Origin of the sequence: Psychrobacter sp. T6-6 (genome assembly GCF_052258185.1) — a bacterium.
Lineage (GTDB): Bacteria > Pseudomonadota > Gammaproteobacteria > Pseudomonadales > Moraxellaceae > Psychrobacter.
On the sequence record NZ_JBQQEX010000001.1, the window covers coordinates 126,182 to 152,798 of the forward strand.

19 protein-coding genes are annotated in these 26,617 nt (G+C 44.6%); 10 read left to right on the forward strand and 9 right to left on the reverse strand.

Going from position 1 to position 26,617, the window contains the following annotated elements; translation table 11 throughout:
• The first annotated feature begins 709 nt into the window (after positions 1–709).
• From katG to ACTXGL_RS00515, 5 genes are all read left to right on the forward strand, one after another.
• On the forward strand, positions 710–2,902 hold the full coding sequence (katG, locus tag ACTXGL_RS00495; protein WP_443524822.1) for a catalase/peroxidase HPI: 2,193 nt from the start codon (positions 710–712) through the stop codon (positions 2,900–2,902).
• A gap of 429 nt (positions 2,903–3,331) precedes the next feature.
• The gene (locus ACTXGL_RS00500) at positions 3,332–4,261 is read left to right on the forward strand and encodes a LysR substrate-binding domain-containing protein (protein ID WP_319050339.1); all 930 of its coding nucleotides are present in this window, start codon (positions 3,332–3,334) and stop codon (positions 4,259–4,261) included.
• 240 nt (positions 4,262–4,501) lie between these two features.
• A complete protein-coding gene (locus tag ACTXGL_RS00505; protein WP_443524118.1) occupies positions 4,502–7,033 on the forward strand; it encodes a membrane-bound PQQ-dependent dehydrogenase, glucose/quinate/shikimate family in 2,532 nt (843 codons plus the stop codon).
• A 337-nt stretch (positions 7,034–7,370) separates the two neighbouring features.
• Positions 7,371–8,372 (forward strand): LLM class flavin-dependent oxidoreductase, encoded by a 1,002-nt coding sequence (locus ACTXGL_RS00510; RefSeq protein WP_443524120.1) that lies wholly within the window; start codon positions 7,371–7,373, stop codon positions 8,370–8,372.
• A 49-nt stretch (positions 8,373–8,421) separates the two neighbouring features.
• Positions 8,422–8,595 carry a hypothetical protein gene (locus ACTXGL_RS00515; RefSeq protein WP_319050336.1) on the forward strand — a complete coding sequence of 58 codons (174 nt, stop codon included), beginning with the start codon at positions 8,422–8,424 and terminating at the stop codon, positions 8,593–8,595.
• Positions 8,596–8,706: 111 nt separating this feature from the next.
• Here ACTXGL_RS00515 and ACTXGL_RS00520 read toward each other — a convergent pair whose 3' ends face one another.
• From ACTXGL_RS00520 to ispF, 5 genes are all read right to left on the reverse strand, one after another.
• A complete protein-coding gene (locus ACTXGL_RS00520; protein ID WP_443524122.1) occupies positions 8,707–9,666 on the reverse strand; it encodes an AEC family transporter in 960 nt (319 codons plus the stop codon).
• 262 nt (positions 9,667–9,928) lie between these two features.
• A complete protein-coding gene (gene mnmG, locus ACTXGL_RS00525; protein ID WP_443524124.1) occupies positions 9,929–11,824 on the reverse strand; it encodes a tRNA uridine-5-carboxymethylaminomethyl(34) synthesis enzyme MnmG in 1,896 nt (631 codons plus the stop codon).
• 302 nt (positions 11,825–12,126) lie between these two features.
• Positions 12,127–12,666 carry a hypothetical protein gene (locus tag ACTXGL_RS00530; protein ID WP_443524126.1) on the reverse strand — a complete coding sequence of 180 codons (540 nt, stop codon included), beginning with the start codon at positions 12,664–12,666 and terminating at the stop codon, positions 12,127–12,129.
• A 229-nt stretch (positions 12,667–12,895) separates the two neighbouring features.
• Positions 12,896–13,246: a Grx4 family monothiol glutaredoxin gene (gene grxD / locus ACTXGL_RS00535; protein ID WP_193012410.1), complete on the reverse strand. Its 351-nt coding sequence runs from the start codon at positions 13,244–13,246 to the stop codon at positions 12,896–12,898.
• Between the two features lie 185 nt (positions 13,247–13,431).
• Complete coding sequence (ispF, locus tag ACTXGL_RS00540; RefSeq protein WP_443524128.1) at positions 13,432–13,938, reverse strand: 2-C-methyl-D-erythritol 2,4-cyclodiphosphate synthase; 507 nt, start codon at positions 13,936–13,938, stop codon at positions 13,432–13,434.
• Between the two features lie 368 nt (positions 13,939–14,306).
• Between ispF and mnmA the strand changes: the two genes are divergently transcribed.
• Positions 14,307–15,419 (forward strand): tRNA 2-thiouridine(34) synthase MnmA, encoded by a 1,113-nt coding sequence (gene mnmA / locus ACTXGL_RS00545; RefSeq protein ID WP_443524824.1) that lies wholly within the window; start codon positions 14,307–14,309, stop codon positions 15,417–15,419.
• Between the two features lie 211 nt (positions 15,420–15,630).
• On the forward strand, positions 15,631–17,022 hold the full coding sequence (gene purB, locus ACTXGL_RS00550) for an adenylosuccinate lyase (RefSeq protein ID WP_443524130.1): 1,392 nt from the start codon (positions 15,631–15,633) through the stop codon (positions 17,020–17,022).
• Between the two features lie 172 nt (positions 17,023–17,194).
• On the opposite strand, the gene ACTXGL_RS00555 is transcribed toward purB, so the two are convergent.
• Positions 17,195–17,380 (reverse strand): NF038104 family lipoprotein, encoded by a 186-nt coding sequence (locus ACTXGL_RS00555; RefSeq protein ID WP_201571421.1) that lies wholly within the window; start codon positions 17,378–17,380, stop codon positions 17,195–17,197.
• A gap of 130 nt (positions 17,381–17,510) precedes the next feature.
• On the opposite strand from ACTXGL_RS00555, the gene ACTXGL_RS00560 reads away from it, so the two are divergent.
• Positions 17,511–18,683 carry a JmjC domain-containing protein gene (locus ACTXGL_RS00560; protein ID WP_443524133.1) on the forward strand — a complete coding sequence of 391 codons (1,173 nt, stop codon included), beginning with the start codon at positions 17,511–17,513 and terminating at the stop codon, positions 18,681–18,683.
• Between the two features lie 215 nt (positions 18,684–18,898).
• Here ACTXGL_RS00560 and ACTXGL_RS00565 read toward each other — a convergent pair whose 3' ends face one another.
• From ACTXGL_RS00565 to ACTXGL_RS00575, 3 genes are all read right to left on the reverse strand, one after another.
• Entirely contained in the window at positions 18,899–19,591 is a 693-nt protein-coding gene (locus tag ACTXGL_RS00565) for a 1-pyrroline-5-carboxylate dehydrogenase (protein ID WP_319050327.1), read from the reverse strand.
• Between the two features lie 11 nt (positions 19,592–19,602).
• Positions 19,603–22,866 (reverse strand): bifunctional proline dehydrogenase/L-glutamate gamma-semialdehyde dehydrogenase PutA, encoded by a 3,264-nt coding sequence (putA, locus tag ACTXGL_RS00570; RefSeq protein ID WP_443524135.1) that lies wholly within the window; start codon positions 22,864–22,866, stop codon positions 19,603–19,605.
• A 691-nt stretch (positions 22,867–23,557) separates the two neighbouring features.
• Positions 23,558–24,853 (reverse strand): NCS2 family permease, encoded by a 1,296-nt coding sequence (locus tag ACTXGL_RS00575; protein ID WP_443524136.1) that lies wholly within the window; start codon positions 24,851–24,853, stop codon positions 23,558–23,560.
• A gap of 569 nt (positions 24,854–25,422) precedes the next feature.
• Here ACTXGL_RS00575 and tolQ point away from each other — a divergent pair.
• Together tolQ and tolR are read left to right on the forward strand one after the other, a co-directional pair.
• Entirely contained in the window at positions 25,423–26,145 is a 723-nt protein-coding gene (gene tolQ / locus ACTXGL_RS00580; protein WP_319050324.1) for a protein TolQ, read from the forward strand.
• A complete protein-coding gene (gene tolR / locus ACTXGL_RS00585; RefSeq protein WP_319050323.1) occupies positions 26,142–26,603 on the forward strand; it encodes a protein TolR in 462 nt (153 codons plus the stop codon). Before tolQ ends, tolR begins: the two co-directional genes overlap by 4 nt.
• Positions 26,604–26,617 lie beyond the last annotated feature (14 nt).

Sequence of the window (26,617 nt, forward strand, 5' to 3'; positions counted from 1 at the left end):
AGAATCGATAGAAACTGCTCGACGTTGTACCAATATAAAGTTGTACCAATATAGATATGACAACAAAATCCAGTTATGGTACTTGAGAACCTTCACCTTGACTAGATGTTTTTGCACTAACTCACTGACTATACTGCTTGTACGATAGCTTATGTTTCGTAGTAGTCACGCAGATTATAACAATATTTCTCTAAGGTTAAATTATCCCTTATTTTTCTTGCTACATTCTCTCTTAAGCCATACCTGACAACGTCATGATATATAGGTAATATAAAGGTAGCTATAAAATTGAAATAGATCTAATTGATTGAGCGTAATCTGCTGGTTTATTCTCAACTAGCGATAACGAGTACAGGCGTTAATGACGATTTAGATAAACAAAACATCAAGCTTTTTACGATTAATAATTTAAAACTTATAATTCTTATATATTAGTTTTATAAATACACAGTGCTTCGCTATGCTCTATGTATAAACAATGATTATTTCGATTAACTGTTTGTTCTTTCTATTATCATAGCCCAGGAGTTTTACCATGTCCGATTCGACCAATACCCCAACCAACAAAGACGCCGCTCAGGATACTGCTGGTTGCCCTGTGGATCACAACAACGCACCAACCAATACCACTTATGATCAAGGAGATGACAAGGGACCAACGATTCATAGTGAAAACGTTGACAAAACACACGCGCCTCAGCGTCCTAGCATGGGCGGCTGTCCTGTCATACACCAAGCTCACACCACTACTGCTTCTGCTGCAACCGATTGGTGGCCAAACAGCTTGAATTTAGACATATTGCATCAGCAAGACAAAAAGACCGATCCTATGGGAGCGGATTTTGACTATAACGAAGCATTTAAGCAACTTGATCTAGAAGCGGTAAAAACAGATCTAAAGAACCTAATGACTGAGTCACAAGAATGGTGGCCAGCAGACTGGGGACACTATGGCGGTTTGATGATTCGCATGGCATGGCACTCAGCCGGTACGTATCGCGGTGCTGATGGTCGCGGTGGCTCTAACACGGGTAACCAGCGTTTTGCGCCATTGAACAGCTGGCCAGATAACGTCAACCTAGACAAAGCGCGCCGTTTATTATGGCCTATTAAGAAAAAATACGGCAACAAACTATCTTGGGCTGACTTGATGATTTTGGCAGGTAACATGGCTTATGAGTCTATGGGTTTCAAAACCATAGGTTTTGCTGGTGGTCGCGCTGATACTTGGCATCCAGAAAAAGACATCTATTGGGGTTCTGAGCGTGAATGGTTAGCAGATACAGAGAACCGTTACGACAATGATGAAGACCGTACCTCGCTCGAAAACCCACTAGCAGCAGTACAAATGGGCTTGATCTATGTTAACCCTGAAGGTGTGGACGGCAACCCTGACCCACTAAAAACAGCTCAAGATATGCGTACTACCTTCGCTCGTATGTCAATGAATGATGAAGAGACTGTGGCATTAACAGCTGGTGGTCACACCGTGGGTAAATGTCATGGTAATGGTGATGCAACAACCCTAGAGGATGAGCCAGAAGCCGCTGATGTGAAAGAGCAAGGTCTAGGCTGGCGCAACCCTAAAGGTAACGGCAATGCAGGTAACACGGTCTCAAGTGGTATTGAGGGCGCCTGGACGACCAATCCTACTCAGTGGGATCACGGCTACTTTGAGCTATTATTAAACCAAAACTGGGCATTGACCAAAAGTCCAGCAGGTGCATGGCAGTGGGAACCAACCGACATCAAAGAAGAAGATCGTCCATTAGATGCTCATGATCCAAGTGTACGCCGCAATCCAATCATGACTGATGCCGATATGGCGTTGATTAAAGATCCTATCTATCGTGAGATCTCTGAGAAATTCCACAACAACCCAGAGTATTTTGATGAAGTATTTGCCAAAGCATGGTTCAAGCTGACTCACCGTGATTTGGGACCTAAAGCTCGCTATTTAGGTGCCGATGTACCAAGCGAAGATTTTATCTGGCAAGATCCTATCCCAGCAGGCAATGCAGAGTTAACTGCTGATGATATTGCAACGCTAAAATCGCAGGTATTAGATAGTGAGTTGAACCGCCGTGAATTTATCATTACCGCATGGGATAGCGCACGTACATTCCGTGCCTCAGACTATCGTGGCGGTGCCAACGGTGCACGTATCCGTTTGGCCCCTCAAAAAGACTGGGCGGGTAATGAGCCAGAGCAGCTACAACGTGTACTTGAAACATTAACACGCATTCAAGCTGACTTTGACAAAGACATCAGTTTGGCCGATCTAATTGTGTTGGCTGGTAACGCGGCTATCGAGCAAGCAGCAAAAGAGGCAAGTGTAGACATAACCGTTCCATTTACACCGGGTCGCGGTGATGCCGATGCATCAATGACTGATGCTGAATCTTTTGCTGATTTAGAGCCATTACATGATGGATATCGTAACTGGGTCAAAGAAGATTATGCCGTTTCTCCTGAGGAGATGCTACTTGATCGCTCTCAGTTGATGGGATTGACAGCGCCTGAGATGGTTGTATTGATTGGTGGTATGCGAGTCCTTGATACCAACTATGGTCACAGCCAACATGGTGTCTTTACGGAACGTGCTGGTGTTCTCACCAATGACTTCTTTGTTAACTTGACAGACATGAACTACACTTGGCATCCTGTAAAATCGGACGACAAAGCAAGTGATACTGTTGATAACTATGAAGTGCGTGAGCGCAGCACTGGAAAAATCAAATGGCAAGCACGCCGTGTCGATCTAGTATTTGGCTCAAACTCTATCTTACGTGCTTATGCTGAACTATACGCACAAGACGATAATGTAGAGAAGTTTGTTCGTGACTTTGTGAGCGCTTGGAACAAAGTGATGAATGCAGATCGCTATGATGTTGCTAAGTAAGCGTTATTTATTGGATTAACGAAAATCAAGCAAGTCTATAAATCATGAACAGCTACCTTCTAGAAGGTAGCTGTTTTTTGTGCTGAAAATTTACCCGTTTGAAGTCTATTTTTTAGAAAGCCGTAATTTTTCGTGCTTTATAGACCGCTTATCCTTCATAAGACATTTGTCTTTTATGAGTGACTACCATCTTATAAGCCATTCACGTTTTACTAAAATAAATCATCATAACCCTTGTTGAGAACTATGTCACCACATTAACTACCCCTATATTCATTATTATCATAAATTGATAGCTATTTATTATATACAAGAATAATAGGTTTGTTTTACACTAGCCTATTGCGGTATATTCGTATGTTTTTACTTTCATATACAGACCTTTCAAACATAGACAAGGTCTATATAGTTATACAATAGGATTAGGTTATGGCAATCGACGTAGTGGTCAACCAGCGACATTTGCAGATTCAGCTCAAACAGTTGGAAACAGTATGGCATACGGTGATCAATGGCTATAACTTAAGTCAAGCAGCGACGGTACTACACACGAGCCAGTCGAGCTTATCTAAGCATATCGCAGCCCTCGAAAACCAACTAAAGACCGAAGTATTCATTCGTCAAGGCAAGCGCTTGACAGGTTTGACCACTATGGGTACAGCACTCATGCCTCATATCGAGTCTATCTTTGCTGAAATCCGTACCATTGAAAATTTGAGTCTAGATTTTAACAATCCCAATATAGGCACGCTAACGATTGCCACCACTCACACACAAGCACGCTATGTGTTGCCGCAAGTGGTCAAAGAGTTCAAAGATCGCTTTCCCAAAGTAAATCTCATCTTGCAACAGGCAGATCCTGAGACCATCGCGCAGATGGTGATTCGTGGTCAGGCGGATATTGGTATCGCAACCGAGTCGTTGCTGCAAAACAATTACCTCAGATGCTACCGTTACTATGATTGGACGCACCGCGTCATCGTACCGAGCGATCATGAGCTTGCTAGTCAAGAATCTATCGACTTGCCTACCCTTGCCAGCTATCCCATTGTTACCTATCATGGCGGCTTTACTGGACGCGGCGCGATTGATAAAACCTTTGAAGAAGCAGGTTTAGAGCCGGATATCGTACTAGCGGCGCTGGATGCTGATGTGATCAGTACCTATGTTGGACTGGGTTTGGGGATTGGCATCATCGCAGAAATGGCGTTTGAACCCAGCCATTATCAGAACCTAACTGCCATACCAGTAGACCATTTCGGCCGCTTTACCAGTTGGATGGCAGTACGAGATGATGCCGAAATCCGCCAATACGGCCGCGCCTTTATGGAACTGTGTCAGAAACAATTCAACAACTAAAACAACCCTACCAAACCGTTACTGCTAGCTTGCGTCACCTTTACCCAACTTATGCATAAATGATAAAATAGAGTCTAAAACGTCATCCAACGTTTTATTTTTTATTTATGCATGTATTGCTGGACACCTAGACATTTAATGACCTAAATATTCAGATATTTGAAGATTTAGAGACTCAATGACTACTGGGTGTCGATCACTGCATGTCCATTTGCTCTTATGTAACAGGTGATACCGCTCATGGAAAAACTCGTAGCGATCATTATGGCAGTTTTTGCCGCCCCTTTGCTTATTGGCGGCGCTTATCTGCTCTCTCTAGGCGGTAGTCCTTACTATCTTTTCGCTGGCGTTATCATGTTAACGACAGCTTTTTTATTGTTCAAAAAACACTGGAGTGCTTACGGACTCTACGCCCTCTTTATCGTGGCAACCATGGTGTGGGCACTATGGGAATCTGGATTTTATTGGTGGGCGCTAGCACCTCGCGTTGGTTTCCCACTGATATTTGGTTTGCTCATGCTATTACCATGGGTAGCTAATAAGATGCGTGGACATAAGCCTCAAGTAGCCGCGAGCACATCACCAACCACAGACTCTGTTAAGAAAAGTCCCCTATATTATTGGGGTCTGCTCGCTAGTGTCGTTGTGGGCGCATTGCTCTCTTTTGGGAGCTTGGCAAATAACGCTACTGACAAACTAGGCGAGCTTGATTTGTCTGCGACCGATAAAAGCGACCAAGATGACAGTACAGATGAAACGTCAGCCAATCTTGGTGACCCATTATCCAATGGTCAACAAACGCCAGATGGCGAGTGGAGCGCGTATGGTCGTACAGACTACGGACAGCGCTACTCTCCTCTGACACAGATCAACACTGATAATGTCAAAGATTTAGAACTGGCTTGGCAGATCCAGACAGGTGATGTCAAAGGTCCTAACGATGTCGGTGAGACCACCTATCAGGTAACCCCGCTCAAAATTGGCAATGCACTATATCTATGTACACCTCACAACTGGGTTATGGCATTAGATGCAGACTCTGGTGAGACACTATGGAAGTTTGACCCTCAAGTAGAAGAGAACTTACAGCGTCAGCACCAAACATGCCGCGGCGTCTCTTATTATGCGGGGCAAGCTGGCACTGATAATACGCCTGTGATTGCTGATGATACTACTGCGACTAATGCAGCGGGTACTCGCGATACGATGGTTCAAAAAATTGCTGGCAATACATTTGACAATACCTCTAAGCAATGTGATGCCAAAATATTTATTCCGACGTCTGATGCCAAGCTATATGCACTTGATCCAAATACTGGACAGCGCTGCCAAGACTTTGGTGATGATGGTGCATTAGATTTGATGCATAACATGCCATTTACTCAGGCAGGATACTACTACTCTACCTCGCCGCCAGTAGTAGCAGGCGACGTTATTATTGTAGCTGGCGCTGTCAATGACAACTATGATGTCAACTCGCCTTCTGGTGTGATACGTGCTTATGATGTCAATACTGGTGAGCTCATGTGGAACTGGGATTCAGGTGATCCTGAAAACACCGCACCTTTTGATGTTAATGATCCAACCCAAACTTACAAAACCAGCTCACCAAATTCATGGGCGATTGCTAGTGCTGATGAAGAGCTTGGATTGGCATATTTCCCAATGGGCAACCGTACTCCCGATCAGCTGGGTAGCTATCGTAACGCTGCTGAAGAAAAGTATGCAACGTCTGTGGTTGCGCTAGATATCGAAACGGGTGAAGCGCGCTGGGTTCAGCAGTTTGTGCATCATGACCTTTGGGACATGGACACCCCTGCTCAGCCTACGTTGCTTGACTTAGATACTGCTGACGGCGTTCAGCCTGCGTTGGTCGTACCGACCAAACAAGGCGACGTCTACGTATTGAACCGTGCAACAGGCGAGCCTATTGTACCTATCAAAGAACGTGAAGCGCCGCAGGGATATCTGGTAGCAGGCGAGCACGCCGCACCGACTCAGCCATACTCTGGTTTGAGCTTTGAGCCTGAAATGATGACTGAAAAAGACATGTGGGGCGCTAGTCTCATTGATCAAATGATGTGCCGTATCGAGTTCAATCAGCTCAACTATGATGGTCGCTATACACCGCCATCAACCAATGGTAGCTTGGTCTATCCTGGTAACTTCGGTACCTTTAACTGGGGCGGCATCGCGGTCGACCCTGAAAATGGCGTGATGTTTGGTATGCCGACGTATTTAGCATTTACCTCAAAACTCATTCCTAGAGAAACGCTAGGCGATGCGGAGACCAATAAAGGCGAACAAGGGGTCAATGCCAACGAAGGCGCAGACTATGCAGTCGAGCTAGGTCCTTTCTTATCGCCACTAGGCGTCCCTTGCCAGCAGCCACCATGGGGTACTATAGCAGGTGCTGATCTAGCGACTGGCGAGATTGCCTATCAGCGCAAAAACGGTACGGTACAAGACCTGTCTCCTATCCCAATTAAACTGGAACTAGGGGTTCCTGGTATTGGCGGACCTATGATCACCAAAGGCGGCGTTGCGTTCTTATCAGCAGCGACCGAAAACAACTTCCGTGCTTATGACCTAAAGAATGGTGATGTGCTGTGGAATGTTCGTATTCCGGCGGGTGGCCAGGCCACACCAATGACTTACCTAAACTCTAAAGGTGAGCAAATGGTGCTACTGGTTGCTGGTGGACATGGCTCAGTGGGTACAACTATTGGTGACTACGTCATGGCTTATAAACTCGGTGACCAGTCTAAATAGCTAACAGACTGAACAGTTACTCAGCTATAAGACGTTATGTTGATAAAGTATTGATGATTCATATCATGGCTATTTTATCAATAACCAAAAAAAGCAGGCAACCTAGGTTGCCTGCTTTTTTGTTCTTTATGATGGTGCAATATTGCTTGTACTACCTCTATATCGTACGACGACGTTATATGTGACGCTCAGTGGTTAACGAGTGATTATTAAGTGAACTTAAAAACAGAGTTAGCTTACTTTGTTATGATTGATTAATACCGATCAGAGGCACTTGAAACTATCACCAATCATGAGCATATCGGTAGACAGTAATTTACACACTACTGGATAATTTATGAATAACAACATCCCTTTATCTTTTTTAGATTTAGCACCCGTACCTGAAGACCATACTATCGCTGAAGGTATCGCCCAAACGGTCGAAACCGCACAGCAAGCAGAAAAATCTGGCTTGAATCGTTATTGGATGGCAGAGCATCACAATATGCCAGGTATCGCTAGTGCAGCAACCTCAGTGCTACTGTCACATATTGGCAGTCAAACCAAGCGTATCCGTATTGGCGCAGGCGGCGTCATGTTACCTAATCATGCGCCCCTCGTGATCGCTGAGCAGTTTGGTACCTTGCAGGCGCTCTACGGTGACCGTGTTGACTTAGGTCTGGGACGCGCGCCTGGTACTGACGGGGCGACGTTTCAGGCGCTTCGCCGACAAATGAAAGACGCTGAGCGTTTTCCGCAGGATGTGCAAGAGCTGATGTACTTTTTGGGCAATGATACTGACGGTAGCCCTGTACAGGCATTCCCTGGTGCAAAATCAGGCATTCCTATTTGGATATTGGGCTCTTCTCTTTTTGGCGCTACTTTGGCCGCCCATTTAGGACTGCCTTACGTGTTTGCCTCGCACTTTGCACCGCAGATGCTTGGGCAAGCAATCGATGCCTATCGTGAACAGTTCAAACCATCTGCATATTTGGACAAACCTTATGTGATGCTGGCTGCGAACTTATTACTCGCTGATGATGATGAAACTGCCGAGTATCATTTTACTTCAGCACAGCAGAGCTTTGTGCGGTTGCGCCGCGGCGAGACCGGTCAGATGCCAAAACCTACTTACGATATGGACAGTATCTGGAGTCAAGCAGAAAAAATGATGGTAGACAATGCCCTATCAGTGTCTTTCGTTGGCTCTGTTGAGACCGTTAAACCTAAATTGTCTGCGTTTTTGGCAAGATACCAGCCAGATGAGCTGATTGTGACTGCCAATATCTATGACCAAGCCGCCCGTATCCGTTCACTTGAACTTACACCGGAGCTAAACTTATTTACTTTACAATGAAATGAGAGACTTGCATAATTATTAGTAAACCTAAAACTGGATCTTTGACATGGAAGCAACTCCCATTATTGGCGCGTCATTGATGATTGGCTCATCAATATTTATGTATATCGTGGCGCTCCTTGCAGTACTGGCTATTTTTGCATACCTTACCTATCGTACTAGCCCTAAACGCAAACAGCGCCGAGAAGATAAGCGCAATCGAGACAATTTAAATCGATAACGAAAAGCCCTTTCTCAAATAAGAAAAAGGGCTTTTTTTGGCTCAAAGATATGTCAACACTCAGTAATGCTGTTAATTTGAATGTAACCGATGTCCGTAATAAAATAAATACTACATCAAGCCAAGCGCACGCAGCGCTGCCGCCCCAAACGCCATTCCGAACATGCCAACGACCGTAGTAAACGCTAAAATATTTGCCGCCAGTATGTCATTGCCACCCATCGCTTTTGCCATCACATAACTGGCTGCTGCTGTTGGTGACGCTACCATCAGGAATAACACGCCCATGTGCACACCTGACAAGCCAAATGCCATTCCAATCGCGACAGCTACCAATGGTGCAACAACAATGCGTCCAATACTAGCCTGCATGGACAATCCTGACGCACTCAGCATTGATTTCAAATCAATGCTCGCACCAGCACAAATCAATGCTAAGGGTAATGCGACCGCTGCCAATAAGTCACCAGTCTTATGTATCACGCCTGTTAGTGGTGGCAATGGCAGTGCCTTATATGCAAATGCTGATAACAATGCCAAAATAAGCGGATTAGTGAATACTTTTTTGATGATCATAATACTACGACTGATCAAGGTATCATCTGCGCTTTTGGAGACCCGGCTCAAGGTAATGACCGCTAAAATATTGAACAGTATCGTCACCACGCCCATATAGACAGCGCCGATACTTAAACCTTGCGCGCCATAAGCGTTGGCAACCGTTGCAAGACCAATAATTGCCATATTACTACGGAAAATACCCTGTACGAACACGCCTTGATCTTCAGGACGTTTGACAAACCGCTTGGCATAAAGCTCTGCGCCAATAAACAAAACAAAGGTTACCAAGATACCAACGAAGATTAGCTTAATTTGCTGACCATAGTCGACATCACTATCGACCACGCTAAAGAACAACAAGCACGGCAAGCAGTAGTTAAAGACAAAACTTGATGCTTGATCGATAAAAGTTTGGCTGGTCTCACCTCGCCTTTGCATAAAAAAACCCAACCACATCAGTGCAAGGTTGGGAAAGACAATGGTAATCGCAAAAATAACAGCATCGATCATAAATAAGCTCAGTTCGCTGACAAGCCCGACATCATATAGGCATCAGCGATATAAATTAATAAATAGTAATGAGATTTGGTGACATTGGTAACCTAGTTTCGATGACCTAGTATAGAGATAAAGTAGCCAATAAAACAAGCTCACATACTTCTTTCTTGTCAGAACGATGTATATCTTGACAAACAAAAGCCTGTAACGAAGTGCCGTTACAGGCTTCTTATACGATAAGTGCTTTATTATAAAAGGCTTTATTACATACCTATTATGAGTCCAATGCAGCCTTTGCTTTCTTATGTTTTTTGACCGTCATCGCTAATAGCTGTATAGCAGCAGGTGTCACACCACTGACTCGCCCAGCCTGAGCAAGCGTTGCAGGACGCACTTGCGTGAGTTTCTGTACGATCTCGTTTGATAGACCTGAGACGACGCTATAATCAAAATCTAGCGGTAGCGCTGTGTTTTCTAGTCGCTTCATTTGATCGATGTCTTCCTGCTGACGGTCGATATAGCCTGCGTATTTCACAGAAATCTCGATCTGCTCGCCCACTTGTGCATCTACTGTTGAATCAGTAATAGCAGCGATATCCGCAAAGTGAATCTGCGGACGCTTCAGCAAATCAAAGGCTGTCGATTCTTTAGACAGCACCTCACCTGTTTGCTCAGTCACTTGCTTACCTAATGCATTACTAGGCGTTGCCCACATGTCTTTTAGACGCGAGGTTTCTGTCGAAATGGCTTCAATTTTCTCTTGATAGGCCTGCCAGCGCACATCATCTACCAGTCCTAGCTTACGACCTGTCTCAGTTAAACGCTGATCGGCATTGTCTTCACGTAGCAATAGACGATACTCTGCACGGCTCGTAAACATACGATATGGCTCGGTCGTACCGTGCGTAATCAAGTCATCGACAAGCACACCAAGATAAGCCTCATCACGGCGCGGTGTCCAGGTGTCAAACTCGCTGTTATTAGTGGTGACCAATGCTGCATTAGTACCTGCTAGTAGACCCTGTACGCCTGCTTCTTCATAGCCCGTCGTACCATTAATTTGACCAGCAAAGTACAAACGATCAATCGATTTGGTCTCAAGCGTTGGTTTTAAGTTCTGCGGATCAAAGTAATCATATTCAATTGCATAGCCTGGACGCGTGATATGAGCGTTTTCTAGTCCTTTCATACTATGAATAAATTTCAGTTGCACATCAAACGGCAAACTGGTCGAAATACCATTTGGATATAGCTCATGCGTGGTGAGACCTTCAGGCTCGATAAAGATCTGATGGCTGTCTTTGTCCGCAAAACGATGGATTTTATCTTCGATAGATGGGCAATAACGCGGGCCTACGCCTTCGATTTTTCCAGAGAACATCGGTGAGCGGTCAAGGTTCTCACGGATGATGTCATGAGTACGCGCGTTGGTATGGGTGATATAGCAATTGACCTGTTCAGGATGCATAGAGACGTCACCCATATAGCTCATGACTGGTAGTGGCGTATCACCCGGCTGTACCGTCATCACGCTAAAATCAACGCTACGGGCATCGATACGCGCTGGTGTGCCTGTTTTTAAACGACCTACTGGTAGTTTAAGCTCACGCAAACGATCTGCAAGTTTGATAGACGGCTGATCCCCTGCACGGCCACCCTTTGAGTTTTCCATACCAATATGAATGACGCCGCCCAAGAAAGTCCCTGAGGTCAGCACCACTGTTTCAGTCTTAAAGACAATACCTGTAGAGGTCACAACCGCTGTCGCACGGCCATTCTCTACCAAGATATCGTCAGCGGCTTGTTGAAATAAGTCTAGGTTTGGTTGATTCTCTAGTGTGTGACGAATAGCCGCTTTGTACAAAATACGGTCTGCTTGCGCACGCGTGGCACGAACGGCAGCCCCTTTACGGCTGTTTAGTACGCGGAACTGGATACCTGCTTTGTCCGTTGCCAGCGCCATTGCACCGCCCAACGCATCAATCTCACGCACCAGATGCGATTTACCAATACCGCCAATCGCAGGATTACAACTCATCTGCCCGAGCGTCTCAATATTATGCGTCAACAATAAGGTCTGTGCGCCCATACGTGCAGCCGCCAAAGCAGCTTCTGTGCCAGCATGACCACCGCCGATCACTATCACGTCGTAATGTTTTGGGTATTGCATGTTTGCCTCACTTGACTCATAACGCTGCTTGGTACCACATTTCATTGAATAACATGGTAGTCGGCAAATAAACGTCAGTCGTATTTATAAAAAAGATAACGACTCAGATAAGTCGTTCATAATTGGTTAGATAACCTGTCATTATAACAATTTTTTGACGCTTAAAAAACGCTAGGACAAAAACTATTATAATTAAGCGCAAAGATATTTATACCAGTAATGACGATGTTGACAGTAACACCGTCATTACTGGTGCAGCCACCATCACTTTAGCGGTTAGCTTTTTAGTTTATGATGATATCTTAGCCATTACCGTTACCACGGCTCAGCGGTACTATTTGATCTGACTGACCACTAGACAGCATATGGTGACTGCCATACCCTTCTGGATTGATCTGTAAATAGGCATTCATTTGACCAATGGCATCACCGTCATCACTCGCTAAGATCTGCTCTTTGATGAGCTCGACTGGTGGTAATGGTAAATTTTTAAGCAATGCTAAGCGTTGGTCGTTGTCACCCTTGTTGACCACCAACTCGATTAGCTGGCGCGCATCAATAGGTAGATCAGGGGTATTTTGTGCCAATAATGCCAAATGATAAGCACCTGCCGTATCTTGGTCTGCAACGACGCGCTGCTCGATAGCGATATAGGTCGCTTCTGTCGCACCGCCTGCCACACTCAACTGGTGAATACACTTGAGTGCTGAGTTTGACTCATTACTAGCAATCTCGATGATACGCGTAGATTCGTTTTTTAGACGCTCACGACGCTTTTCAATCGCTGCTTGCTCAGCCGCTTCTTTTTGCTCGTTTAACTGTTCACTGGTTTTGTTATTCATAAAGCTCTCTTACTCATCTAGTAATTATTATTTATATCGCTGATATCTTGGACACTATATGGGGGTAAATACTATAAAAACAACGAAGCCTAATGATATAGGCGCGTGAGAATACTAATGGGGACAATAAAAAACCCAAATAGCCATTAATAGCTATCTGGGTTTGCTATGCTCATATCTTGCAAAGGCTAATTGGACATCAAAGACATCCAACCAACACTCTCAAGTATTAAGCAGCAGGGCTGTTTGCTTCAACCAATGGCTTTAGCTCACCTGATTGATACATTTGCAAAATAATGTCAGATCCGCCCATCAACTCACCATCGATCCATAACTGTGGGAACGTTGGCCAGTTAGCAACTTTCGGGAGTGTTGCGCGGATTTCTGGGTTTTCTAAAATGTTTACAAATGCAAATGGACGACCAATCTGAGTCAACACTTCAATAGAGCGTGCAGAAAAACCACACTGCGGAAATTGCGGCGTGCCTTTCATGTAGATAATGACTTTATTGTCACGGATTTGATCACGGATCAATTGTTCAACGTCGTTTGCAGCAGTATTTGGGGTTTGCTCACTCATAAAAGCTCCTATTGATAAAGCGGTTTATTAAAATGATTATTTATATAAAAATAATTATGTGAAGATATGGCTGATACATGGGGTGACTGCTTGTATATTACAAGCGCCCTTTCATATTGTTTTAGCCAGTTGTTGTTTACTAAATCTAAAAGCTCTAGATTCAACAGCTCCTAGAGTCGATAGCATTATGGACCAACCGCATTAGGCATCAATAATACCACGGCGTTGGCCATGATGCCTTCTTGTCGACCAGTAAAGCCCAATTTTTCCGTCGTAGTGGCTTTCACACTGATATTGCTAATATCTGTTTGCAAGTCGCTCGCAATATTAGCGCGCATCGCTTGGTTGTGCGGTGCCAGTTTAGGCCGTTCACACATCACCGTGATATCGGCATTGCCTAGGCTATAACCTGCCTCTTGTACTTTGCCATAAACGTAGCGTAGCAATATACGCGAGTCTAGGCCTGCATGGGCGGCGTCTGTATCAGGGAAATGCTGACCAATATCACCAAGTGCTAAAGCGCCAAGTAGTGCGTCAGCCAAGGCATGCAAAACCACGTCGCCGTCAGAGTGTGCCAGCAAACTGTGCGAATGCTCAATGGGCACCCCTGCCAATACGACGTATTGCTGCTGCTGACCGTTGTTATGAAACGCGTGAACATCAATACCTTGACCGATTTTTATCATTTTCATTCCAAGATGAGTTAGACGTGATTAAAATAATTCAAAATGACTATCTGAATTTTCAAAGTGGTTTTCCCAATAGCTAGATAGCATCGGTCGCCACCAGTTTAAATTAACTGGTATAATATGACGTTTATTTTATCATAATACCAGATCCAAAAGACAAGCTGACACTGTTATGCTGAGACTATACGTTATAGTAATTGTATAACTCTTGGCGTCGGCATTTACTTTGGATAACGTATAAATAGTTGAGCCGTTCTATGTCAGCCACAAAAAACACCTCAAACGCAGTCGTTTCTGAGTCTTTTAATGCTCACCGCCCGTTGACACTTGCCGACGTCGAAAACCCTAGCACCAAACATGTGATTGTTGGTATGTCAGGTGGAGTCGACTCCTCTGTGTCAGCCGTATTACTTCAACAAGCGGGTTTCAAGGTTGAAGGCTTGTTTATGAAAAACTGGGAAGAAGACGATGGTACTGAATACTGTACGGCAATGGACGACCTAGCAGACGCGCAAGCCGTATGTGACAAAATCGGTATGAAGCTACACACTGCCAACTTTGCTATGGAATATTGGGACCGTGTTTTTGAGCATTTTTTGGCAGAATACAAGGCTGGACGCACCCCTAACCCCGATATCTTGTGCAACAAGGAAATCAAGTTTAAGGCGTTTTTGGACTACGCGTTGACCCTTGGTGCAGATTATATCGCTACAGGTCACTATACGCGCCGCAGTGTGAATTACAAAAATGCCGAGGGTGACGAGGTTGCCCAGTTATTGCGCGGCCTTGATAACAATAAAGACCAAAGCTATTTCTTACATGCGGTTGGCGGCGATAAAATCGCTAAAACGCTATTCCCAGTTGGTGAGCTTGAAAAGCCAGTGGTACGTCAAATTGCCGAAGAGCATGACCTAGCGACGGCTAAGAAAAAAGACTCTACAGGTATTTGCTTTATTGGTGAGCGCCGCTTTAAAGACTTCTTACAGCAATATCTGCCTGCTCAAAAAGGCGAGATACTTACTGATGACAATAAAGTCATCGGTACTCATGACGGCCTCATGTATTACACACTGGGTCAACGCGGCGGCATCGGTATTGGCGGTGTTAAAGACCGTCCTGAGGAGCCTTGGTTTGTATTGGCAAAAGACTTAGAAAAAAACCGTTTAATCGTTGGTCAAGGGCATGAACATCCCATGTTAATGAGCAACGAGCTAAGAGCTTGTAAGCTCGATTGGACGAATGGTCTGCCGCCTGCTGATGTGTTTAGTGACGAAGGGCTAGCCTGTATGGAAAAGTCTCGCTATCGCCAGCCAGACCAAGCATGTCGCGTATTTGCGATCAATGCTGATGGCAGCGAAGTGCGTGTGGTATTTGATGAGCCACAGCGCGCCGTCACTCCTGGTCAGTCAGCGGTATTTTATATCGATGACGTATGTCTGGGCGGCGGCGTGATTGAATCTATCGATGCACCTTGTGGATTCTAATTGCTTCCTAAGACCCAACTTAAGGTACAGATGTTGATGCAGTGAATAGATTGATTTTAACGAGCCTCAACATCGCTTTATTTGCATAGACCGCTTTTTTAATAACATATTTCTGCTATATTACGCGCAGCGATTTCGATGTCGTTTTTTGTATGGTAATTTTTAGCCAGACTCTTGCAGTTTTTTATTTCATAACTACTGAGGCATAACCATGACCCCACTTACCGCTCTCTCTCCAATTGATGGTCGTTACGCATCAAAGGCTGATAGCTTACGTCCTTATTTATCTGAATTTGGTCTAATCAAAGCCCGCGTTACGGTAGAGATTCGCTGGTTGCAGTCATTGGCTGACAACAGCGCAATTGGTGAATTAGCAGCATTTGATGAACAGACCAATGCTTTTTTGAATGCGATTGTTGATGACTTTAGCGAAGCCGATGCTCAAGCGATTAAAGACATCGAAGCAACGACCAATCACGATGTAAAAGCGGTTGAGTACTTTATCAAAGACAAATTCCGTGGTCAGGATGCCTTAATTGACTCGCTTGAATTCATTCACTTTGCTTGTACCAGTGAAGATATTAATAACTTATCATACGCATTGATGCTCAAAGACAGCCGCGAGCTCGTCGTTGCCAAAATGCAGCAAGTGACTGACAGTATCGTTGACTTAGCGATTGCGCATGCTGCCCAACCAATGCTATCACGCACACATGGTCAGACCGCCAGCCCAACGACGCTTGGTAAAGAGATGGCAAACGTGGCCTATCGCCTTGCTCGTCAAATCAAGCAAATCGGTCAAGTAGAGCTACTTGGTAAAATAAACGGTGCCGTTGGTAACTATAATGCGCATTTTTCAGCGTATCCTGATGTTGACTGGCAGAGCCATGCTGAAGCCTTTATCAATCAGCGTCTAGAGCTGACATTCAACCCTTACACGACTCAGATTGAGCCACATGACTATATTGCTGAGCTGTTTGATGCTGTTAAACGCTTCAACACAATCTTGATCGACTTTAACCGCGATATCTGGCAGTACATCAGCTTAGGCTATTTTAAACAACGCCTAAAAGATGGTGAAGTTGGGTCTTCTACCATGCCTCACAAGGTTAACCCAATTGACTTTGAAAACTCTGAAGGTAACTTGGGCGTTGCCAATGCTATGTTGGGACACTTAGGTGAGAAGCTACCAATTTCACGTATGCAGCGCGACCTATCGGACTCAACGGTATTGCGTAACATCGGTGTTGGCCTAGCACAAAGCATGATTGCATTTGATGCGTGCCTAAAAGGCGTGGGTAAACTTGAGCTAAATGCACAGCGTTTGAATGATGATTTGAATCAAGCGCAAGAAGTGTTGGCAGAGCCGATTCAAACGGTCATGCGTCGCTACCGCGTTGAAAACCCATACGAGAAGCTAAAAGCTTTAACTCGTGGTAATGCTATGACTCGTGAAGCCATGCTAACGTTTGTCGAGAGTGATGAGCTATCGGCAGTTAGTGATGCTGACAAAGCAAGTCTACGCGCATTGACGCCAGCCACTTATATCGGTAATGCCGCTGAACAAGCGCGCACTATTAAAGAATGGATTGCCAAGCTTTAATAGCAGTAAGCGGATACCAAAAAATAAGAGCGTGTAAAATAATTTACGCGCTCTTATTTCAATAATATTACTGTCTGGTTCAGCTAATGTCTTACTGGTTTTGTGACCACACAACAGCCTTACTTTGAATGCTATGATATTCATTTAAAATTCATAGTTGATAAGTGAGGTTTTATTTTTTGTCATCATCGTCATCACTGTCGCCTGGTATGATGGCTTTGCCAACCGCTACCGTTCCTTTTACCACGCCTTTAGTGGTTTTGTAAGCAACTTTAGCGGGCACCGTGACGATTTTGTGGACACAGGCTTGTAGCAAAAACACGCTAGCGATGATTGCGATCAAGTGCAATTTTTTCATAACTTTCCTACGATTTAGTGGCTACTCTGATGATAACCATCAGATAGACCATAATCATAGACTATTAAAACCTTCCTATAAAGCGTCCCTTATTATTAATATTGTACGTATTTAAAATATGGATTTATCAATGACTTCTATTCCGCTTTGTCTACCTGACACCATCACGCCTGAGCAGTTTCTAGCAGAATACTGGCAAAAAAAGCCACTGCTTATTAAGCAAGGGTTGTCGCAACTGATTGACATGTTTGAGCCCGATGACATGATCGGTCTTGCCCTTGAAGAAGACGCTAGCGCACGCCTACTAACTCAAGCAGCCAGTAAAAAAGAAGGTCAAGCGCAGTGGCAGCTCAAAAAAAGTCCACTAACCGAAACTGACTTCGAAGACTTACCAGAGCAATGGACGGTATTGGTACAAAATCTCGAGCAATGGTCACCAGAGCTGGGTCAGTTGTGGCAAGCGTTTGACTTTATTCCGCAATGGCAGCGGGATGATATTATGGTGTCTTATGCTCCACAAGGTGGGTCGGTCGGTAAGCATTATGACGACTATGATGTGTTTTTGGCGCAAGGCTATGGCTCTAGACGTTGGCAATTGGGTAAGTTCTGTGATGAGCAAACAGCGTTTGTTGCTGATGAGCCTTTGCGATTATTTGATGATATGGGCGAGATTATCTTTGATGAGGTACTAGAAGCAGGTGACGTGCTTTATGTACCACCTAAATTATCACATTTCGGTGTGGCACAAGACGATTGTCTGACTTTTTCTTTTGGGTGCCGCCGTCCAAACCTGATGCAAATTATCGATAGCGTGGCAGATATTGCGACCAATGACAGCAGCTTGTTTGTCCCGATGCTACTGCCACAAGCACTACAGAACTCAGGTGAGCTGCAAACGGATAGTATCGCTGCTATCAAAGCGCAGTTGCTAGAGATGCTACAATCTAGTCGCGGTGACGACATGATTCGTCAAGCAGTCTCGGAGGTGGTCAGTAAGCGTCAATATGATGCGCTGATGCCAGAAGAAACGTTAGATATCGATGAGCTCATGCAAGCGCTATCAGAAGGTGCCACATTACAAGCAGACTATAGCAATCGCCTTCTCTATAGTCAGACCAATGATAGCACCGTGCTGTACGCCAACGGTCAACGTATCGATGGGCTTGATGAAGTGGCAATATCAGTACTGGTACGCTTGGCCAATGGTGAAACACTGCAACATAGCGACGTGACGAGTATCGATGCAGATGATTTGAGCGAATGGCTAGAGAACGGCTGGGTATGGGTGGATATTGCTGAATAATACTCAGTAATAAAATTTCAGTTAAATAACGCAAAAAACCGCTATCTGATAATTACTCAGATAGCGGTTTTTTCTTATACATTTTTTGCAATTACTGGTTTGGTACTTATAGCGCTACCAAATACCACTTAGCCTTTGTGAAAGTTACTATTATGAGTTGCTATTATGAATAGTTACTATAAAAGCTAAGCGGATTCGTAATTAATGCAACTACTCTACTCTGTACCCAGCTCAAGCAAGCTCGCGTTACCACCGATTGCTGTGGTATTGATAGTCTTAACACGCTCAGTGACAAACCGATGCAAATAATCAGGCGTCAGCATCTCTGATAGGCCTTCCATATCAGTGACACTAATGACTTGGGTCAAAATACCGTCAGTATTGGCAAGCTCTTGACTGATCGCCTGTACTTCGCTATGACTACCAGACACTGCCACTTGCGCAAGACGGTCGATATATAAAAGCGTGACCGTTTGTGAGTCGTTAGCAACGCTCAGTACATCTTCGCTGATACCAGTATCATGTAGTATCTTGGCCGCTTCGCTACACATGTCATCTTGGCTTGGGCAATGTAGTATGACTTCATTACCTGTCAATAGCGCAGCGATAAGTTGTCCTAGTACGGCCATGGCTCTAGCAGACTCACCGCCGATGACCATGGTTTTACCACGGCCAGTCACATACAAGTCGTTTGACTCGCCAGTTGCACCCGTCATGCGATGCGTCTCATCTAGACTAGGAGCCGCACTCAATAGATGGTTGAACAAACGCTTTGCTTTATTAGCATCACCAGTGAGCAGCGCCAGTTTTGACACTGCCGCTTGCAGGTACGTTGCGCGATTGACTGCGCCAAGTAGTCGCCAAGATTCACAAACCTGGGCATGATTTTTTTTGAATTCAGTCGCCATGTTGCTACTCCTTATGCGAGTTCTGTTTGAATGGTAGATTGGGTGGTTGTTGCTGTCACGTCAGCAGCTGACTGTGATGCATTAACTGACTCTGATTTGAGCTGCATCAGACGCGCAACATAGTGCGGCCCGCCAGCCTTTGGACCAGTACCAGATAAACCACAACCACCAAATGGCTGGACGTTTACAACTGCGCCGATTTGGTTACGGTTAATATAGGTGTTCCCTACAAAAGCACGACGCTCAATGTGCTCAACCGTGTTTTCGATACGGCTATGGATACCCAAAGTCAGACCAAACCCTGTGTTGTTGATGGCATCAATCAGCTTATTCAAATCACGCGCTTGATAACGCAGCACATGCAGGATGGGACCAAAGTGCTCACCGCCGATGACGTCAATGCTTTTGACTTCGATTGCGGTTGGCAGTACAAAGGTAGATTTTTCCTGGCTGACCACTGAGCTTGAGCTCATTGGCGTTTGCGCCAAAATATTCGCTGTCGGTTCAGCATCCATACGCGCAATATGCGCCTCCAAACCATGCTTAGCGTCAGCATCAATAACTGGACCTACATCTGTCGCAGCATACAAAGGATTGCCTACAGACAGCTCAGCCATATTGCCTTGTAGTAGCTCGATCAAGTCATCAGCCATCTCTTCTTGCACGCATAGTATGCGGCAAGCTGAACAACGCTGACCCGCTGAACCAAATGCTGATAGCACCGCATCTCTCACGACTTGCTCTGGCAATGCTGTTGAATCAACAATCATAGCATTCTGACCACCAGTCTCAGCAATAAAGACAGGCAGCTCACCGCTGGCTTGTGCATGATCATTCAAGCTTTGGTTGATACGCTGGGCAGTTTGCGTCGAACCTGTAAATATCACCCCTGATATATTGTCAGCAGCTGTCAATGCGCCGCCCACATCACCTGCACCAGTAACTAACTGTAGCGCTTCGGCTGGTACGCCCGCTTGATACATCAACTGTGCACCAAAATGAGCAATTAAGCTGGTTTGTTCGGCAGGTTTAGCCACGACAGTATTACCTGCTGCTAGTGCCGCTACGATTTGACCTGTATAGATTGCCAATGGGAAGTTCCATGGGCTAATACAAACAAAGGTGCCACGCGGTTTATACACTTGACGAGATTGCTTACCAGACAAATCGGTAAACTCATGTACAACGTCGTCTAATCGCTCTGCTTCATCCGCATAAAAACGGCAGAAATCAACGGCTTCTTTGATCTCATCGATGCTGTCTTGCATGGTCTTGCCTGCTTCGACTTGGCATAATGCCATCAGCTCAGCATAGTTTTCTTCAAATAGCTCACCAATCTTACGCAAGATAGCAGCACGCTCAGTGACTTTCACGTTTTGCCACATGCTTTGTCCAGCGACAGCAACGTCAATCGCTTGACGAGCCAATGCTGCATTGGCGTATTTGACTTCACCAGCGCTTACATCATGGTTCCAAGGCGCAAGTACAGTCTGTGCATTCAGCTGATGGGTGGCACCATCTACTTCATACTCATTGATCGCTTCACCATTAATGATAGGTGTCGCTGACCATTTGTTATTTAGATGACTATCAATAGCTGATTTGAACGGCAGCCATTGTGACTCAACAAATATATTAGGGCCAAAGCTTGCACGTCGCTCACCATAAATCTCTAGTGGTAATGGAATATCTGGATTGTGCAAAGTGGCATTAGCAAGTAGCTTGTCGTACGGATGTACGGTTAGCTTTTCAATTGGATAAGACTTGTCTAGCAACTGATGGACAAACGAGCTGTTAGCCCCGTTCTCAAGCAAACGGCGTACCAAGTATGGGAGCAAGTCTTTATGCGCGCCCACTGGTGCATAGATACGTACAGGGATCTCGTAAGCTTGCAAGATATGATCATAAAGCGCATCACCCATACCGTGCAGACGTTGGAACTCAAAGTCTCTGTGCGCACTCATGGTCATGATTGACGACAATGTATGGGCATTATGCGTGGCAAACTGTGGCCAGATAAGACCACGTAGTTGCTCTGACAATAAGAAACGCGCGCAAGCTAGGTATGCGGTATCCGTACCTTCTTTGCGTGTCCATACTGGATAGCCTGATAGACCTTTTTGCTGAGCAAGTTTGATCTCAGTATCCCAGTAAGCACCTTTTACCAGACGTACTGGAATGCGGTCGCCTACTTCAGTCGATATACGAGCAAGCCAAGCCAATACAGCGATGGCACGCTTAGAGTACCCTTGTACGACGATACCCAAACCATCCCAGCCAGCCGTCAAATTATCACGGTACAAAGACTCAAACAGTTTTAGAGAAATCTCAAGGCGATCTGCTTCTTCAGCATCGATACTGATATCGACATTGACTTCGCGCGCAGCTTCAATAAGCAATAGGCAACGCTGACGCAATAGCCCCATAACTTGAGCTTCTTGCGTGGCTTCATAGCGAGGATGCAGTGCTGATAATTTAATAGATACAGACGGCTTAGGCATGCCTTCTTTGACTTTAACATTAGCCGTTGCTCTGATCGCATGCAGGTAGTCATTGAAATATTTTTCAGCGTCTTTGTGCGTGATCGCCGCTTCACCCAACATATCAAACGAATAGGTATAGCCTCTATTACGATATGGTTGGCTGTTTTTGTTGGCGTCTTCGATAGTCTCACCCAATACAAACTGGTGACCCATGATACGCATGGCTTTTTGCATGGCACTACGAATGACAGGCTCCCCCATCTTTTTGGTCATGCGATCCAAGAAACCTGATGCAGTGGTGCTGCTATCGATACTGACAACACGGCCTGTCATCATCATGCCCCATGTAGAAGCATTGACCATAAAGCCATTGTCGTTTTTGATGTGCTTTTTCCAATCAGCAACACTCATTTTGTCATGAATCAGCGCATCAGCCGTATAATTATCTGGTACACGAATCAATGCTTCTGCCAAACTCATGAGCAAGATACCTTCTTGGGTATCAAGGCTATACTCAAGCAATAATGAGTCAACCATCTTGACGGCTTTGCCATCGTTACGCACATGCTCAACCAGTTTGCGTGTCTGCTCAGCAGCAGCATCGCGCTCTTCTATACTAGGCTTGGCAAGTGGCAATAAATCAGACAACCAACGTTCTTCATCAACGCTATATAATGGCGAAACACGCTTATGTAGCTCTGCTGCTGACTGCGCAAGATACTCTGGCGACAGCAAATCAACAGGATTGAACAAAATCGGCTCTTGCGGGGTAAACTGGTCTACTGGGTTCATAACAACTCCATAACTATCGTTTAAAAACCATAATAAATGGTGCTTTAGGAAGTCTGATCGTCCTGTATAACTGCTCGTAACCGCTATCAAAAAATAGAGGTTATTGACGGATATTCACAGCAATAATCAAAAGACCAAACGGCGCCATCACAAAACTAGAAAATCCAGCACATGCTGGAGACGGTTAAGTAGGTCGTTCGACTGTTAAACGGGCTACGTTAACAATACAAAGGCAACAACGAAAAATTAAGCGGCATTAGTGCCTTCTTCTTGTTAGTAGTGAAAGGAGTGTGATGACCAGATATCGCTTGAAACAACCTAAATCTGTCATCTTTATGTGCTAATTCACTGTAAGAAAAACCTCTACGGCGTTGATTGAGGTGATGCGCTTAACTCGGCTATAATATCATGAAAAAAAATTTCAAACTAACGAATTTTTCTTAATTTCATAAATTAATATATACATAAATAACAATAGCTTACAAGCAATTTATTGACTATGACGCTTTGGTTATATATTTCTGTTTACTATTGCCTGTTTTTTGGCATGTCAAAAGCTAGCAAAAAAGCCCAAAATATAGGGGTAGATTTAAGCCTGTAAACTTATACCCCTGACAAAGAAAAACCCTCTTTATCATTCAATGATAAAGAGGGTTTGCTTTTTAGATACTAGCTAATCTCTGGTTATACCTTACAAGAATACAATCTTAACCAGTAGTATAATAGTCAAAATCCATACCGCGATACTGATATCAGAGAACTTGCCTGCGATAGCTTTTACCGCAGCAAATGTAATGAAACCTAGTGCAATACCATCAGCGATAGAATATGTCAGCGGTGTGAATAACAACACGACGACTACAGGCGCCGCTTCTGTTAAATCGCTCCAGTTGATGTCTTTTAGAGTGCCCATCATCAGTACAGCAACATAGAAGATTGCACCAGCCGTTGCATACGCTGGAATCATACCTGCTAGTGGCGAGAAGAAGATACTGAATAAAAATAGCACACCAACAGTCACTGCCATTAAGCCCGTACGGCCACCTGAGGCGATACCAGAGATACTCTCAATATAACTGGTCGTCGATGACGTACCCAGCAAAGAGCCTGCTACTGTCGCTGACGAATCAGCCAATAGTGCTTTGCCCATATTAGGAATGTTACCGTCTTTGTCGGTCAGCTTGGCTTGGCTAGTGGTTGCAATCAAAGTACCAGCAGTATCAAATAAATCGACAAACAAGAAGGCAAAGATCACGCTGATCATACCCACATCGAACGCACCTGCAATATCAAGCTGCATGAGCGTTGGTGCGACTGAAGGTGGCGTAGAGATAATACCCGTGAACTGTGTATAGCCCATTAGTAAGCTAATCAGAGCAACCAATAAAATACCGATGGTAACCGCGCCTGGTACTTTCTTATAAGATAAGCCGATAATAACCACAAAACCCAATGAGGCCATAACAGGTCCAAATGACGTCATGTCACCAAGACCAACTAAGGTTGCATCATGATTGACAATAATGCCAGCGCTCTGTAGAGCAATGAAAGCTAAGAATGCACCAATACCAGCGACTACGCCGTTTTTGAGAGAGTTTGGAATCGCATTAATAATTGCTTCACGGATCTTGAATAAGCTTAACAGTACAAAGATACAACCCGACAAGAACACCGCACCTAGCGCTGTTTGCCATGCATAGCCCATGCCTAGCACAACCCCATAGGTGAAAAAAGCGTTGAGCCCCATTCCTGGTGCTAACGCTACTGGTAGTCGGGCATATATACCCATGATAAAACAACCTATCGCTGCAGCCACACAAGTCGCTACAAATACTGCTCCTTTATCCATCCCCGCATCAGCTAAAACATTTGGGTTCACAAAGATGATATATGCCATCGTCAAAAACGTGGTTATACCAGCGATGATTTCTGTTTTGATCGTGGTATTCTCACCATTGATCCCAAAATAGCGTTCAATTGCATTCATAAGTGTCGCCCCCGACTGGCCAATAAAAAGTCACCACTACTTAAAATCAAACGTAACTTCAGCAAAAATAACGACGCCACAGTAAGAATAATGTAGTAACAAAGCGTAACATATTAGACCAGTTATCTTACAAACTCAATCGTTGATAATGCCTAATTCGTATAAAAACACAATTCGAGATGCCACTGACGCAAGGGCTAAACGTCTATACAAATATTCTGCTCTCTATATTACTCTAGGTGTTTTTAGGTATATCAGTCATCAATAAAACCGTTCGTTGCTCTACTATTATTTCTATATATATTCGCTACTTGCCATTTGATATATGCGCTATCTATTTGTTTAACACATTAATAATGACCTTTCTTTCATTTAGAAGTAAACTAGGGGGTTATTGTGTCAATACCTTAATCATTGCTCGGCCCCGATTGGGCAATTATCTTTGCTGTTGTAGACATAGCATTGCCTTGAGGGCGACCAATAAAGCATAAGCATTATATTTTGAGGTTGGTCTGGTTAATATACTTTTATTCAATCCAGCTGTTGTCAATTATCCGTGAGTCCATTACATGCCTGAATCATTAAATATTATTGATCTTATTACCCAAGCCAGTTTATTGGTACAGATTGTGATGGCGTTATTGCTATTAGCGTCTTTACTCAGTTGGGTTATTATTTTTCGTATGAGTGCGCGTCTCGGTACGGCCAAAAACTTTGATCAGCAGTTTGAGACTTGGTTTTGGTCAGGTGAAGATCTGGCAAAGCTATATCAAGGTATCCAAGGCTCACCTGATCGCCAAGGGCTTGAGCAGATTTTTTATGTGGGATTTTCAGAATACCTCAGAATGCATAAAAAGCGCCAACCCAAAGACGATATTATCGATGGTGTCGAGCGTAAGCTGCGCGTGGGCTTAGGTCGTCAGCAACAGCTATTAGAGTCAGGACTGACGGCGCTTGCCAGTATCGGTTCGGTCGCGCCTTATATTGGCTTATTTGGCACTGTTTGGGGCATTATGAATGCCTTTTTGGGGCTGTCACAAACGGAGCAGGCTACCCTCGCCTCTGTTGCACCCGGTATCGCCGAGGCATTAATTGCAACGGCGATGGGATTATTTGCTGCTATTCCTGCAGTTCTGGCTTACAACCATTTCACTGCAAAATCGAGTAACCTTTATGACTCACGTGCATTATTCTGCGATGAGATGACAGGCATGCTACAGCGTGAGACTAGCGTTCAAAGCCCTGTCAACAGAGAAACTCAAGTGAGTGCCAGTCAGGTGAATGGGCTATGAAACCAAACCCCTATCGCCGTGAGAAAAAAGCACTCAATGCAGAGATGAATGTCGTGCCTTATATCGATGTGATGCTGGTGCTGTTGGTGATATTTATGGTGACCGCACCGATGCTCATTACGGGTGTCGATGTTGATTTGCCAAAAGAGCAGACCAATACGATGAGTCAGAGCCAATTACCCGTTATTGTCTCTTTGACTGATAATGGTGAGATTTTTGTCAGCTATGAGAACAACGTCGATTTACCCATGAGTGAGCCTGAGCTGATCAACACACTATCAAATTTACAGTCTCAGAGCGGTAGTACCAATGCCGAGCCATTGCAAGTAATGATCAATGCCGATCAAAATAACCAATACGGCGCTATCATGACGCTAATGGCGACTTTGCAGCAGGCCGGTATTGAAAAAGTGGGATTGTTGACTGGTGCGCCTCTACCAACGCCTGCGCTCCAATAGTGGTACGCTCCATA